This window comes from Mycobacterium sp. E2479 (assembly GCF_001667925.1).
Taxonomy (GTDB): domain Bacteria; phylum Actinomycetota; class Actinomycetes; order Mycobacteriales; family Mycobacteriaceae; genus Mycobacterium.
Genome location: NZ_LZJR01000111.1, coordinates 1 through 13703 on the forward strand (window position 1 = coordinate 1; position 13703 = coordinate 13703).

The following is a 13703-nucleotide window of genomic DNA, read 5'->3' on the forward strand; positions in this document are numbered from 1 at the left end:
GACGGCACTGCTGGCCCGCGAGCACGGCGGGCCCGAACTGCGGTTCCAGTTGCTGTGGTACCCGACCGTCACCGCGGCGAGGTTGCCGCCCGCCGAGTCGCCGGCCACGGCGATGTTGTTCGGGTCGCCGCCGAGCCCGGCCGCGTTGTCGGCTACCCATTGCAGCGCCGCCCAGCAGTCGTTCACGCCCGCCGGGAACGGGTGCTCGGGCGCCAGCCGGTAGCCGACGGACACCACGATGGCCTCGGCGCCGACGGCGTGCGCGCGGGCGACCGGGTCGTGAGTGTCCAGGTCGCCCAGGCAAAACCCGCCGCCGTGGTAGAAGACGACCACAGGCAATGACGTGAGGTCGCTGTCGGGCCAGTAGATACGCACCGGGATGTCGGCGAGCTCGCCGTGGGGGATGGTGCGGTTCTCAATCCGCAGGTCCGGCAGCATACTCGTGGGAACCTTGAGCAGCCGGAGCCGCTTTCGGGCGACCTCGACGCCGTCGGCCTCGCGAAAGGTCATCGGATAGGCGTCGAGCAACGTCTTGAAGGTCGGATCGATGCCGGGGCGGGCGGTGGTCGGCTCGCTCATGCGTTCACCGTACGCCGCGGGGTGATCGGTGCAGGGCCGTGCGCAGCGCGGTCAGTCCGGCCTCGAGCGCAGCGGTGGCGGCGGGCACTACCCCGGCATAGCCCAGGTAGCCGTGCACCAGCGTCTCGGCGTTGTGCACGTGGGCGGCGACGCCGGCGGCGGAAAGCAACCCGGCGTAGCGGATGCCGTCGTCGCGCAGTGGGTCGTACCCGGCGACGGCGACGTAGGCCGGTGCCAGGTTGCTGAGGTCCTTCGCGCGCCCCGGCGCCATGTCCGGCGGGGGGTCGGACATGTTGACTTCGCCCGCGTACCAACGGGAGAACGCCGCGACGGACCTGGCATCCAGGATCGGCGCGGCGGCGTTTTCGGTGAACGACGGCAGCGACGCGTCCCACATGGTCGAGGGATACCACAGCAGCTGGAACACGATCGGCAAAGCGCCGCTGTCGCGCGCTCGCTGCGCCACCGCGGCGGAGATGGTGCCGCCCGCCGAATCTCCGGCGACGGCGATCCGGTTCGGATCGCCGCGCAGTTCGGTCGCGTTCTCTGCGACCCAAAGCGTTGCGGCCCAAGCGTCTTCGACGGCGGCGGGGTAGGGGTGCTCGGGGGCGAGCCGGTAGTCGACGGCCACCACGATCGCGTCGGCGCCCACCGCGTGCTGACGCGCCGTGCCGTCGTGGGTTTCCAGGTCGCCTATGACGAAGCCGCCACCGTGAAAATAGAGCAACACGGGAGCGGTGGCGCCCTGCTGATGATCGTCGGAATAGCTTGGTGGCCAATAGATCCGGAGAGCTATAGACCCCACGGGGCCTGGAATCGTGCGGTCCTCGACCCGCAGCTCGGGATGCGGCGGCCGGCGCGGCAGGTCGCGGAACCGCTGGCGCGCTGCGCCGATACCGTCCTCAGTGGATAGCCGGAAGGGAACCGCATCCAGTACCTTCTGCAGGATGGGGTCGATAGCGGGTTTCTCGTCGGCTGTGTTATCCAAGCTGGGCATGGACGTACCGTACGCACCTCGCCTGGTGGCCGGCGCCTGGGTGGTGGCCGGCTGGGTGGCCCTCGGCTATGGCATCTACCTGACCGTGCTGGCGCTGCGCTCGCCACCGGGAATCGAGTTGACCGGTCACTGGGTGTTGCAGCCCGCGTTCAAGGCCTCGATGGCGTTCCTGCTGGCCCTGGCCGCGGCCGGGCACGCCAAGGTCGGCGAGCGGCGGTGGCTGATGCTGGCGCTGCTGCTCTCGGCCATCGGCGACTGGGTGCTGGCGATTCCGTGGTGGTCGCTGTCCTTCGAGGTGGGCCTGGCGGCATTCCTGTTGGCGCACTTGTGTTTTATCGCCGCGCTGCTGCCGCTGGTTCCGGCGCTCTCCGGGGACTCGGAGGATGACCGCCCGACGACCGTGCGCATCGTGGCGGTGGTCCTGATGTGTGCGGCCTCGGTCGCGTTGCTGGTCTGGTTCTGGCCGCACCTGGGCACCGACAAGCTGACGCTTCCGGTCACGGTCTACATCGTGGTGCTGACCGCGATGGTGTGCACGGCCCTGTTGGCGAAACTGCCGACGATCTGGACGGCGATGGGGGCGTTGTGTTTTGCGGCCTCGGATTCGATGATCGCGATCGGGCGCTTCATCCTCGGCAACGAGGCTCTGGCGGTGCCGGTCTGGTGGTCGTACGCGGCCGCCCAGATCCTGATCACGGCCGGCTTCTTCTTCGGCCGCGAGCTTCCGGCTGAACCCGCCGGGGAGGCCCCGGCGCCCGCCGAGAGCTGACTGTCACCGGTGCCCGGTACGCTGCGGACCGGACGGTAAACATTGGATGACAACATGATTCGCGGTCCGGAGACGCCGTGAGTCCGAATGCGCGCAGGCCCGTCGAGGTGGAGCCCATAGCCCGGGTGCTGCCGATGCTGTCGGTGCCGCACCTGGACCGGGAATTCGACTATCTGGTGTCGGCCGAGCAATCCGACGACGCCCAGCCTGGGGTGCGGGTGCGGGTGCGTTTCCACGGCCGGCTGGTCGACGGGTTTGTGCTGGAGCGCCGCAACGACACCGATCACACCGGCAAGCTGGGCTGGCTGGATCGCGTCGTGTCGGCCGAACCGGTGCTCACCCCGGAAATCCGCCGGCTGGTCGATGCAGTGGCCGCGCACTACGCCGGCACCCGCCCCGACGTGTTGCGGCTGGCGGTGCCGGCCCGGCACGCCAGGGTGGAGCGGGAACCCGCGGTCAGCCGCGACGCCGCGGTCCCGAAGCCCGTCGATCCGAACGCCTGGGGCGGTTATGGCCGGGGCGCTCAGTTCCTGGCCGCGCTCGCCGAATCACGGGCCGCCCGGGCCGTCTGGCAGGCGCTTCCCGGCGAGTCGTGGACCGACCGGTTCGCCGAGGCCGCCGCGGAAACGGTGCGGACCGGCCGCTCGGTGCTGGCGATCGTTCCCGACCAGCGCGACCTGGACGCGCTGTGGCGGGCCGCGACGACGCGGATCGACGAGGCCAGCGTGGTGGCCTTGTCGGCCGGCCTGGGGCCGGCGGCCCGGTACCGGCGGTGGCTGGCGGCGCTGCGCGGCTCCGCACGAATGGTGATCGGCACGCGCAGCGCGGTGTTCGCACCGCTGAGCGATCTGGGGCTGGTCATGGTGTGGGCCGACGCCGACGACAGCCTGGCCGAGCCGCGCGCGCCGTATCCGCATGCCCGCGAGGTGGCGATGCTGCGCGCCCATCAGGGCCGGTGCGCGGCGCTGATCGGCGGCTACGCGCGCACCGCCGAAGCCCACGCGCTGGTGCGCAGCGGCTGGGCCCACGACATCGTCGCCGCGCGGCCGGTGGTGCGGGCCCGCACGCCGCGAGTGATCGCCTTGGATGACACCGGCTACGCCGACGAGCGCGACCCGGCGGCGCGCACGGCACGCGTTCCGTCCATCGCGCTGCGCGCCGCCCGCTCGGCGCTGCAGGCCGGGGCGCCGGTGCTGGTGCAGGTGCCGCGGCGGGGGTACATCCCGGCGCTGGCTTGCGCGCGGTGTCGCACGATCGCCCGTTGCCGGCACTGCACGGGCCCGCTGTCGTTGCAGGAGGGTGGCGCCGCACTGCTGTGCCGCTGGTGCGGCCGCGTCGACCCGACGCGACGGTGCGCGCGTTGCGGGTCCGACGCGGTGCGCGCCGTCGTCGTCGGCGCGCGCCGTACCGCCGAGGAATTTGGCCGCGCGTTTCCGGGCACGGCGGTGATCACGTCGTCGGGCGAGGCTGTGGTACCCGAGGTCGCGGCCGGTCCGGCCCTGGTGGTGGCCACCCCGGGCGCCGAGCCGGCGGCGTCCGGCGGTTATGGTGCGGCGCTGTTGTTGGACACCTGGGCGCTGCTGGGCCGCCAAGACCTGCGCGCGGCCGAGGATGCGCTGTGGCGCTGGATGACCGCCGCCGCGCTGGTGCGTGCCCGCGGCGACGGCGGCGTGGTGATGATTGTCGCCGAATCATCGCTTCCCACGGTGCAATCGCTGATCCGGTGGGATCCGGTGGGTCATGCGGAGGCCGAAGTGGCCGCGCGGACCGAGGTCGGGCTGCCGCCTAGCGTGCACATGGCGGCCGTCGACGGGACGGCGGGCGCGGTGACGGCGCTGCTCGACGAGGCCCGCCTGACCGATCAGGAGTCTCTGCACGCGGATTTGCTTGGGCCGGTGGACCTTCCGGCCGGCGTGCGCCGCCCGGCCGGAACTCCCGCCGGCGCCGCGGTGACGCGAATGCTGGTGCGCGTGCCCCGCCACCAGGGCCTGGCGCTGGCGGCGGCGCTGCGGCGCGGCATCGGCGTGCTCAGCGCCCGGCAAACCCGTGAGCCGGCCCGGGTGCAGATCGACCCGCTGCACATCGGTTGACCTTCACCAACCATTACCCTAGGCGACAATATGTGCATGCAATAATCTCTTTTTACGACATTAGAGTGTTGCTACACTTTCTAATCCTTAGCCGCCGAAAGGCCGGAAACCATCCGGGAAGGGGCGTTATGGCAGCGGATCACGCCGCGGTGGACGAGTCGTTGGACGTCATCACCGATGCCCTACTGACGGCCTCCCGTTTGCTGATGGCCATCTCGGCGCGTTCCGTCGGACAGGTGGACGAGACGATCACCATCGCGCAGTTCCGGACGTTGGTGATCCTGTCCAATCGCGGCCCGGTCAATTTGGCCACCCTGGCGGGTCTGCTGGGTGTGCAGCCGTCGGCCACTGGCCGGATGGTGGACCGGCTGGTTGCCGCCGGGCTGATCGACCGGTTGCCGCACCCGACCTCGCGGCGCGAACTGCTCGCCGCGCTCACCGCGCGCGGCCGCGACGTCGTCCACCAGGTCACCGCGCACCGGCGCGCCGAGATCGCGGCCATCGTGGCGAAGATGCCGCCGCCCGAGCGGCACGGCCTGGTGCGGGCCCTGACCGCCTTCACCGCTGCCGGCGGCGAGCCCGACGTACACCTGGACGCCGAGATCGACCTGTAGCGGCTGTGGCGATCGCGAGCGCGGCGGAGCCGCGTGAAGCGGGTCGCCACCGTTGGGTCTAGTGGCGATCGCGAGCGCGGCGGCGCCGGGTGATGCGGGTCGCCACCGTTGGGTCTAGTGGCGATCGCGAGCGCGGTGGAGCCGGGTGATGCGGGTCGCCACCGGCGGGTCTAGTGGCGATCGCGAGCGCGGTGGAGCCGGGTGATGCGGGTCGCCACCGTCGGGTCTAGTCGCTCCGCTTTCGGGCGGTCAGCAGCAGGTACTCCCACCCCATGGTCCCGTTGACCAGGTGGTGCTGCGCGAGTTCGACGAGCTGCGCGTCGAGTTCGGCGGCCAGCACCCGGTTGTGGCCGATGTTCGCGTATGCCTCGATTGTCGGCCCGTAGTGTCGCTTGAAGTAGGTGTGCACGGCCTCGGCGCTGTCAAAGCGGTTGACCGCCAACATGTCTCGTGCCGTGGTTATCTCGGTGATCTGGTCGCCGAGCAGCGCGGCGACGTAGCCGGGGCGCCCCCAAAGTGCCGCCGGCGGCACGGGGTGCGACAGGCTCGGCCGGTAGGGCCGAATGGTGGCGAGCATCCGGCCGAAGAACCCCTCGGGAGTCCAGCTGATCACGCCGATCGTGCCGCCGGGGCGACAGACCCGGGCCAGCTCGGCGGCGGCGCGCTGCTGGTCGGGGGCGAACTGCACGCCGATCGCGGACATGACGACGTCGAACTCGCCGTCGCCGAAGGGCAGTGCATGGGCGTTGGCTTCCCGGTAGTCGATGGTCAGGCCGCGTGCCTCGGCCCTGGCCTGCGACCGCCGCAACAACTCCGGGGTGAGGTCGGTGGAGACCACGGTGGCGCCCGCCGCGGCCGCCGGCAGCGAGATGTTGCCCGAGCCGGCGGCGACGTCGAGGACTCGTAGGCCGGGACGGATGCCGGTGGCTTCGACCAGCGCGGGCCCGAGCGGGGCCATCACTTCCTCGGCCATCAGGGCGTAGTCGCCCAGCGCCCATACCGTGCGATGCGTTGCGGCCACGGAGGCGTCACTGATCGAAGTGTCGACGGTCATCTGGAGCTCCTTGAAGAGAGGGGAAGGATTGTCTTTCGACCTCGTTGTCGACCCGATCAGCGGTGCGGCTCACACCGGCAGATAATGGCTTCTAGCAATAGTAGCCATAGGCAATAGTGTACGCACACACGTTCCCGCTCGGGCGGATCCGGCTGCGCACGCCGCTTCCTAGACTGGGTCGGTGCGTCTTGTCTTCGCCGGAACCCCCGAACCCGCGCTCCCCGCGCTGCGCCGCCTCATCGACTCACCACGTCACGAGGTCATCGCGGTGCTGACCCGGCCCGACGCCGCCGCCGGACGGCGCGGCAAGCCGGAGCCGTCACCGGTGGCCCGCGAAGCACTCGACCGCGGTATTCCGGTGCTGCGGCCGTCGCGGCCGAACTCGGAAGAATTCGTCGCGGAGCTCTCGCGGTTGGCACCCGACTGCTGCGCCGTCGTGGCCTACGGCGCGCTGCTGCGCGACGGCTTGCTGGCGGTGCCGCCGCGGGGCTGGATCAACCTGCACTTCTCGCTGCTGCCCGCCTGGCGCGGCGCGGCGCCGGTGCAGGCCGCCATCGCGGCGGGCGACAGCATCACCGGCGCCTCGACATTCCAGATCGAGCCGAGCCTGGACTCGGGTCCGATCTACGGGGTCGTGACCGAGACGATCCGGCCGACCGACACCGCCGGGGAACTGCTTGAGCGACTGGCTGTTTCGGGCGCAGCCCTGCTGTCGACCACACTGGACGGCATCGCCGACGGGACGCTGACGCCGGTGCCGCAACCCGCCGACGGGGTCAGCATCGCGCCCAAGGTCACCGTCGAGCAGGCCCGGGTGCGCTGGGATCTGCCGGCACTGGTCGTCGACCGCCGCATTCGCGCCGTCACCCCCAATCCCGGTGCCTGGACCTTGATCGGCGACCTGCGCGTCAAACTGGGGCCGGTGCAGCTTTTTCAGGATTCTATGCAACCCAAGCCCCCGGAACCGTTGCCGCCCGGCGCTATTCACGTCGACCGCAAGAGCGTCTGGATCGGCACGGGTTCCGATCCGGTGCGGCTGGGCCAAATCCAGCCGCCCGGAAAGAAATTCATGAACGCGGTCGACTGGGCCCGCGGCGCCCGCCTTGGCCCCGCGGTGCGGGCGACATGAGCACCGGGCGCGACGGATCGCGGCGCGGCCGTTCGGAACGCAACCCGAAACAGCGCGAGCGCCGGCCCCAGCAACGGGACCGCCGACCGCGGCGCCGGCCGCTTGACCCGGCCCGCGCCGCCGCGTTCGACGTGCTTCGGGCGGTCAGTGAGCGCGATGCATACGCGAACCTGGCCCTGCCCGCGCTGCTGCGCGAACGCGAGATCACCGGCCGCGACGCGGCATTCGCCACCGAGCTCACCTACGGCACCTGCCGCACCCGCGGCCTGCTCGACGCCGTGATCGCCGCGGCCGCGGGGCGATCGCCGCAAGCGATCGATCCGGTGCTGCTCGACCTGCTGCGCCTCGGGGCGTATCAGTTGCTGCGCACCCGCGTCGACGCGCACGCCGCGGTGTCCACCACCGTCGAGCAAGCCGGAATCGCATTCGATTCGGCGCGGGCGGGTTTCGTCAATGGAGTCCTTCGCGCCATCTCCGGGCGCGACGAGCACTCCTGGGTCGCCGAGCTGGCCCCCAACCCGGCGCAGGATCCGATCGGCCATGCGGCGTTCGTGCATGCCCATCCCCGGTGGATCGCCCAGGCCTTCGCCGATGCGCTGGGCGCCGCCGCGACCGAACTGGACGCGGTACTGGCCAGCGACGACGAACGGCCTCAGGTACATCTGGCCGCCCGCGCCGGCGCACTGACGGCCGCCGAGTTGGCCGACGCGGTCGGCGGGACCGTCGGCCGTTATTCGCCACACGCGGTGTACCTGGCAGGCGGTGATCCCGGACGGCTGGCGCCGGTGCGCGACGGCGTCGCGCTGGTCCAGGATGAGGGCAGCCAGCTAGTGGCCCGGGCGCTGACCCTGGCGCCGGTTGCCGGCGACGGTGGCCGGTGGCTGGACCTGTGCGCCGGGCCGGGTGGCAAGACCGCGCTGCTGGCCTCGTTGGGCATGCAGCAGCACCCGGAGTCCGGGTTCCGGCTCACCGCGGTGGAACCCGCGCCGCGCCGCGCCGATCTGGTGGCCGAAAACACCAGTGGGTTGCCGGTAGACGTGCTGCGAATCGACGGGCGAGAGACAGGTCTGGAACCGACCTTCGACCGGGTGCTCGTCGACGCGCCCTGCACCGGGCTGGGGGCGCTGCGCCGCAGGCCGGAGGCCCGGTGGCGCCGTCAGCCCGCCGACGTGCCGACGCTGACCAAGCTGCAGCGCGAGCTGCTGGGCGCCGCGATCGCGCTGACCCGTCCCGGCGGCGTGGTGCTCTACGCGACCTGCTCGCCGCACCTGGCCGAAACCGTCGGCGTGGTCGCCGACGCGCTGCGCCGCCACCCGGTCAGCGAACTGGACACCCGGCCGATGTTCGCGCCCGTCTCCGACCTGGGCGACGGGCCGCACGTGCAGCTCTGGCCGCATCGGCACGGCACCGACGCGATGTTCGCGGCCGCGCTACGCCGCGAGGCGGGGTAGGGGCGCGCCGGATGTGAAACGGGCCGTGCGGCTCAGTAGTCTGGCGCTCATGCCTCGCAATACGGAACCGTTGAAGGGGCCTCTGATCGCGCCGTCGATCCTTTCCGCTGACTTCTCCCGGCTCGCCGACGAAGCCGCCGCCGTGACCGGCGCCGACTGGTTGCACGTCGACGTCATGGACAACCACTTCGTGCCGAATCTGACCTTCGGGCTGCCCGTGGTCGAGAGCCTGCTGGCGGCCACCACCATCCCGATGGACTGTCATCTGATGATCGAGAACCCCGACCGCTGGGCGCCCCCGTACGCCGAGGCGGGGGCGTACAACGTCACCTTCCACGCCGAGGCCACCCAGAATCCGATCGCGGTGGCCCGCGATATCCGCGCCGCCGGCGCCAAGGCGGGCATCAGCGTCAAGCCGGGAACCCCGCTGGAGCCCTACCTGGAAATCCTGCCGCAGTTCGACACCCTGCTCATCATGTCGGTCGAGCCCGGGTTCGGCGGCCAGAGCTTCATCCCCGACGTGCTGAGCAAGGTGCGCACCGCGCGCAAGCTCATCGAGGCGGGGGAGTTGACGATCCTGGTCGAAATCGACGGCGGCATCAACGAGGACACCATCGAACAGGCCGCCGAGGCCGGCGTCGATTGCTTCGTCGCCGGGTCGGCCGTCTACGGCGCCGATGACCCGCAGGCCGCGATCGACGCGTTGCGGCGCCAGGCCGCCAACGCATCCCCGCACCTGCGTCGATGACGGTTCCGCCGGGCGACAGCCTTGACGCCGCGATGCGCCTGGCGATCGACCAGTCCAATCACGTCAAGGGGACCACGTATCCCAACCCACCGGTGGGGGCGGTCGTCTTGAACGCCGGTGGCGAGGTGGTCGGTGTCGGCGCGACCGAACCGGCCGGTGGCCGTCACGCCGAGATCCTGGCGCTGCGGCGCGCCGGTGATCTCGCGGCACGGGGCACTGTCGTGGTCACCCTCGAGCCGTGCAACCACTACGGCAGAACCCCACCGTGCGTGAACGCCCTGCTGGAAGCGAAGGTCGGCAGCGTGGTGTACGCCGTTGCCGATCCGAACCCGGAAGCCTCCGGTGGAGCGGCCCGGCTCGAGGAAGCCGGCGTAACGGTGCGGTCCGGCGTGCTGGCCGACGAGGTGACCGCCGGCCCGCTGCGGGAGTGGCTGCACAAGCAACGGACCGGGCTCCCACATCTGACTTGGAAATACGCCAGCAGCGTCGATGGCCGCAGCGCGGCGGCGGACGGCTCCAGCCAGTGGATTTCCAGCGAGGCGTCGCGGCTGGATCTGCACCGCCGCCGCGCGGCCGCCGACGCGATCGTGGTGGGGACCGGCACCGTGCTGGCCGACGACCCGGCGTTGACCGCCCGGCTGCCCGACGGCTCGCTGGCCGACCGGCAACCGCTGCGAGTCGTCGTCGGGAAGCGTGAAATACCCTCGGAGGCAAAGGTTCTCAATGAGGACTCGCGGACCATGCTGATCCGCACGCACGATCCACTAGAGGTGCTCAAGGCCGTGTCGGACCGCACCGATGTGCTGCTGGAGGGCGGCCCGACCCTAGCGGGCGCCTTCCTGCGGGCCGGGGTGGTCAACCGGATTCTGGCCTACATCGCGCCGACCCTGCTGGGCGGCCCCGTCACGGCGGTCGACGACGTGGGGGTGACCACGATCGGGCGGGCGCTGCGCTGGCAGTTCGACGGCATCGACCGGATCGGACCCGACCTGGTGCTCAGCCTGGTGCCGCGCAGCGGTTAGCGCTCGCCCAGCGAGACCGCTTGCGGCTCAGGGATTTCCGGCTCTTCGGCGTGCTCTTTGCGCCCGCCGAGCAACAGGCCCAGCAGGGCGCCCGCGATACAGATCACGACGGTGGCCAAGAAGATGTCGCCGTACATCTGCGCGAAGGCCTTCAGGTACAGCGTGCCCTGCGCGGCGATGCGCTCCAGCAAGGTGGCGTCGGGCGGGATCGAGGCGGTCAGGTTCGCGACGATCTGGTTGAACCGGTACAGGCCCCACGCGCTGAGCGCGGCCACACCGATGAGCATGCCGGTCATCCGGGCCACCACCACCGCCGCCGAGGCGATGCCATGTTGGGCGGACGGCACCACGCGCAGCGCGGCGGAGGTCAGCGGCCCGATCACCAGGCCGAGGCCAACGCCGGGCACCAGCAGGTCGGCGTGCAGCACGGGCACGCTGAACAGCCCGAAGATGTTGTGCTTCTGGTTCAGCACGTCCTGGCGCCAGAAGTGGATCAGCCAGTAGCCGTACGCCGCGATCAGCAGCCCGACGAAGGTCATGATGCGGTCACCGACCCGGGTGGCGATCCACCCGCCCAGCACCGCCCCAATCGGCAAAGCGATCAAAAACCACAGCAACAGGCCGGCGGCCTGCGTCTGATCCTGTCCCAGCACGCCCTGGCCGAACAGTTCCACGTCCACCAGCGTCACCATCAGCGCGGCGCCGGCGAACAGCGAGGCGCCCAGCGCGGCCAGGAACGGGCGGAAGTGCACCCCCGCCGGTTCGATCAGCCGGGTGCGGGCGAAGCGTTCCCAGAGCAGGAACAGCACCGCCACCACGACCGCCCCGATGACCAGCGGCAACCCGTAGCTCGGCAGGATCTGCTTGCCGTCGGGTTGCGGGTTGTAGAGACCGATCACGGCGAGGCCCAGGGCGACCGCCAGCAGCACACCACCGACCAGGTCGACCTTTTCGGGCTCCTCGACCCGTTGGTGCGACGGCAGGCTGAACTGGATCATCACCATCGCGATGAGGGTCAGCGGGACGTTGATCCAGAACACATAGCGCCAGTCGTGTGTCAGGAAGACGATGAAAATCCCGTACAGCGGGCCCAGCACGCTGCCGAGCTCCTGCGCGGCGCCGATGCCGCCCAGCACACCGGCGCGGTTGCGCTGCGACCATAGATCGGCGCCCAGCGCGAGGGTCACCGGCAACAGCGCGCCACTGGCCACGCCCTGGATGGTGCGGCCGCCGACCAGCAGGTGGAAATCGCCCCAGTGACCGGCCAGCGCGGTGACCACCGAGCCGACGATGAACAGCGCCAGGCTGACCTGCAGCACCAGCTTGCGGCCGAACCGGTCGGAGGCTCGGCCCAGCAGGGGCATGGCGGCGATGTACCCCAGCAGGTACATCGTGATGATCCAGGTGATGCGCTGCAACTGGTTAATCGGTATGTGAACGTCGGTCATGATGTCGCGCATGATCGTCACGACGACATAGGCGTCCAGGGCGCCCAGCAGGACCGCGAGGCTGCCCGCGCTGATCGCTACGCGGCGTCCGGTTTGGTGCCCCGCTGGGACTTCGGTTGCCGTGGTCACTGGCTCACCGGGGGCTTGGTGACCTGAACCTGCTGGCCCCAGTTGGACAGGGTGATCTGGGCGGTGTTGCCCGAGCTCTTCTGCAGGTTGGCCTGGACCAGCTGGTGGTCACCGCTCTCTTGGATCCATACCGTGCTCGGCACCGGCTGCGTCGCGTTGAACTGCGGGACGATCTTGTTCACCGCGTCCGCGGAGACGTTTCCACTGATCCGAATCGTGTTCTGCCCGTTGATGTTGTCGCGGCCCTCGGCTTTGGCGTCGCTGAAGTGCGCCAGCACGTTGCCCAGCCCGGTGTCGGGGTTCAGCAACACCGAAACGTCGTAGATGTCGGAGGCCTTGCCGAAGTCACTCCACTTGTTCGGGGTGAGGGCGGCGTACAGGGTCCCGTCGACCACCACGAAGTTGGCGTCGATATCGGACCCGCCCAGGGTGATCGTCGCGTTGCCCTTAGCGGCGGTGGCAGGCGCCGTGGCGAGGTCACCGGTGAGCGTCTTGAGCGGTAGCCCCTGAATCTTGCCCTGAACGCTCAGCACGAGGTGCGCGCTCTTCACATTCTTGGTGGCGTCGGCGGACTGCTTGACCAAGGTCGCGGCGTCGGGGAGCGGTGCGCCACTCTGCTTTGAGCCCGACGAGCAGCCGGCGATCAAGGCGGTGGCGAGGGTCAGGGATGCGATGACGGCCGATAGACGGCGGCGGGTCTGCATACTGTGCATCGTAGAGGGTGCCGGTGACTGCTCTGGTGAACGCGGGGTGCCGGTGTCGCCCGGATGCCGGCCTTTGTGGTGCTCATCTGCCTGCGAGAGGGCCAATTAGCCTAGGAGGATGTTTACCGGGATTGTCGAGGAACTCGGCGAGGTGACTGCTCGCGACGTCCTTTCCGACGCCGCGCGGCTGACCATTCGCGGCGCCGTCGTGACAGCCGACGCGGGCCATGGCGATTCAATCGCCGTCAACGGCGTGTGCCTGACCGTTGCCGAGCTGTTGCCCGGCGGTCAGTTCACCGCCGACGTCATGGCCGAATCGCTCAACCGTTCCAATCTGGGCGAACTGCAGGTCGGCAGCCGGGTGAACCTGGAGCGTGCCGCGGCGGTCAACAGCCGGCTCGGCGGCCACATCGTGCAGGGGCACGTCGACGGGACTGGGCGCATCGCGGCCCGCACGCCGTCCGAGCACTGGGAAGTAGTACGAATCGAGATGCCCGGCGAGGTGTCCCGCTATGTCGTGGAAAAGGGATCGATCACCGTCGACGGGATTTCGCTGACGGTGTCGGGGCTGGGCGACGAGCCGGGGAACTGGTTCGAGGTCTCCCTGATTCCCACCACCCGCGAATTGACCACCTTGGGCCGCGCTCCGGTCGGGACGCGGGTGAACCTGGAGGTCGATGTCATCGCCAAGTATGTCGAGCGGTTGCTGGCCCGATAATTCTCTGGACAGCCGAAACGGGCCACCGGCCAACGACGGGGCAACGAAATGTGATCCCGGCAACGATTACGCGACGCCGTCGGACGGTGAGCGGCATCGGTCCGGCACCGGGACGGCGGTGGATTCCGTGGCGACGGGGATAAGCGCGGGGGCATCGGAGGTGGTCAGGGCATCGGCGCGGCCGATGCGCTCGGCGGCGCAACGGCACCCGAGGCCGTCCCACTGATCAAACCGCGGCAATAACGGGGACG

At 70.2% G+C, this 13703-nt stretch carries 13 protein-coding genes; 8 read left to right on the plus strand and 5 right to left on the minus strand.

Annotated features, from left to right (window positions below):
- Together A5686_RS17040 and A5686_RS17045 are read right to left on the minus strand one after the other, a co-directional pair.
- Positions 1–579: alpha/beta hydrolase (locus tag A5686_RS17040; protein WP_156750116.1), on the minus strand; the 579-nt coding region annotated here is incomplete at its 3' end.
- A gap of 4 nt (positions 580–583) precedes the next feature.
- Positions 584–1576: an alpha/beta hydrolase gene (locus A5686_RS17045; RefSeq protein ID WP_067936599.1), complete on the minus strand. Its 993-nt coding sequence runs from the start codon at positions 1574–1576 to the stop codon at positions 584–586.
- On the opposite strand from A5686_RS17045, the gene A5686_RS17050 reads away from it, so the two are divergent.
- From A5686_RS17050 to A5686_RS17060, 3 genes are all read left to right on the plus strand, one after another.
- Entirely contained in the window at positions 1575–2345 is a 771-nt protein-coding gene (locus A5686_RS17050) for a lysoplasmalogenase (RefSeq protein ID WP_067936601.1), read from the plus strand. The two genes, A5686_RS17045 and A5686_RS17050, sit on opposite strands and share 2 nt — an antisense overlap.
- Before the next feature lie 77 nt (positions 2346–2422).
- Entirely contained in the window at positions 2423–4435 is a 2013-nt protein-coding gene (locus A5686_RS17055) for a primosomal protein N' (protein ID WP_197520609.1), read from the plus strand.
- 128 nt (positions 4436–4563) lie between these two features.
- Complete coding sequence (locus A5686_RS17060) at positions 4564–5049, plus strand: MarR family winged helix-turn-helix transcriptional regulator (protein ID WP_067936603.1); 486 nt, start codon at positions 4564–4566, stop codon at positions 5047–5049.
- A gap of 226 nt (positions 5050–5275) precedes the next feature.
- Here the strand turns inward: A5686_RS17060 and A5686_RS17065 are convergent, their stop codons facing one another.
- Entirely contained in the window at positions 5276–6103 is an 828-nt protein-coding gene (locus A5686_RS17065) for a class I SAM-dependent methyltransferase (protein WP_067936607.1), read from the minus strand.
- A 181-nt stretch (positions 6104–6284) separates the two neighbouring features.
- Here A5686_RS17065 and fmt point away from each other — a divergent pair, with 181 nt between their 5' ends.
- Genes fmt through ribD form a run of 4 tightly spaced genes read left to right on the plus strand, consistent with a single transcriptional unit; the run spans position 6285 to position 10453 of the window.
- Positions 6285–7232, plus strand: a complete 948-nt coding sequence (gene fmt / locus A5686_RS17070) for a methionyl-tRNA formyltransferase (RefSeq protein ID WP_067936610.1) — start codon at positions 6285–6287, stop codon at positions 7230–7232.
- On the plus strand, positions 7229–8683 hold the full coding sequence (locus A5686_RS17075) for an RsmB/NOP family class I SAM-dependent RNA methyltransferase (RefSeq protein WP_067936612.1): 1455 nt from the start codon (positions 7229–7231) through the stop codon (positions 8681–8683). The genes fmt and A5686_RS17075 overlap by 4 nt, the downstream gene beginning before the upstream one ends.
- Positions 8684–8732: 49 nt before the next feature.
- Positions 8733–9431: a ribulose-phosphate 3-epimerase gene (rpe, locus tag A5686_RS17080; protein ID WP_067936615.1), complete on the plus strand. Its 699-nt coding sequence runs from the start codon at positions 8733–8735 to the stop codon at positions 9429–9431.
- Complete coding sequence (gene ribD, locus A5686_RS17085) at positions 9428–10453, plus strand: bifunctional diaminohydroxyphosphoribosylaminopyrimidine deaminase/5-amino-6-(5-phosphoribosylamino)uracil reductase RibD (protein ID WP_067936618.1); 1026 nt, start codon at positions 9428–9430, stop codon at positions 10451–10453. Before rpe ends, ribD begins: the two co-directional genes overlap by 4 nt.
- Here the strand turns inward: ribD and A5686_RS17090 are convergent.
- Both A5686_RS17090 and A5686_RS17095 read right to left on the minus strand, forming a co-directional pair.
- A complete protein-coding gene (locus A5686_RS17090; protein WP_067936620.1) occupies positions 10450–12030 on the minus strand; it encodes an MFS transporter in 1581 nt (526 codons plus the stop codon). The two genes, ribD and A5686_RS17090, sit on opposite strands and share 4 nt — an antisense overlap.
- A complete protein-coding gene (locus tag A5686_RS17095) occupies positions 12027–12734 on the minus strand; it encodes an LppX_LprAFG lipoprotein (protein WP_067936623.1) in 708 nt (235 codons plus the stop codon). Before A5686_RS17095 ends, A5686_RS17090 begins: the two co-directional genes overlap by 4 nt.
- Positions 12735–12852: 118 nt before the next feature.
- On the opposite strand from A5686_RS17095, the gene A5686_RS17100 reads away from it, so the two are divergent.
- The gene (locus tag A5686_RS17100) at positions 12853–13452 is read left to right on the plus strand and encodes a riboflavin synthase (protein WP_067936625.1); all 600 of its coding nucleotides are present in this window, start codon (positions 12853–12855) and stop codon (positions 13450–13452) included.
- Positions 13453–13703: the final 251 nt, after the last annotated feature.

What these genes read in the sequence shown, in the direction of transcription:
- A5686_RS17050 (WP_067936601.1), top strand. Translation starts at nt 1,575, where the DNA reads ATGGACGTACCGTACGCACCTCGCCTGGTGGCCGGCGCCTGGGTGGTG.
- A5686_RS17045 (WP_067936599.1), bottom strand. Translation starts at nt 1,576, where the DNA reads ATGCCCAGCTTGGATAACACAGCCGACGAGAAACCCGCTATCGACCCC.
- A5686_RS17060 (WP_067936603.1), top strand. Translation starts at nt 4,564, where the DNA reads ATGGCAGCGGATCACGCCGCGGTGGACGAGTCGTTGGACGTCATCACC.
- A5686_RS17065 (WP_067936607.1), bottom strand. Translation starts at nt 6,103, where the DNA reads ATGACCGTCGACACTTCGATCAGTGACGCCTCCGTGGCCGCAACGCAT.
- A5686_RS17075 (WP_067936612.1), top strand. Translation starts at nt 7,229, where the DNA reads ATGAGCACCGGGCGCGACGGATCGCGGCGCGGCCGTTCGGAACGCAAC.
- rpe (WP_067936615.1), top strand. Translation starts at nt 8,733, where the DNA reads ATGCCTCGCAATACGGAACCGTTGAAGGGGCCTCTGATCGCGCCGTCG.
- ribD (WP_067936618.1), top strand. Translation starts at nt 9,428, where the DNA reads ATGACGGTTCCGCCGGGCGACAGCCTTGACGCCGCGATGCGCCTGGCG.
- A5686_RS17095 (WP_067936623.1), bottom strand. Translation starts at nt 12,734, where the DNA reads ATGCAGACCCGCCGCCGTCTATCGGCCGTCATCGCATCCCTGACCCTC.
- A5686_RS17100 (WP_067936625.1), top strand. Translation starts at nt 12,853, where the DNA reads ATGTTTACCGGGATTGTCGAGGAACTCGGCGAGGTGACTGCTCGCGAC.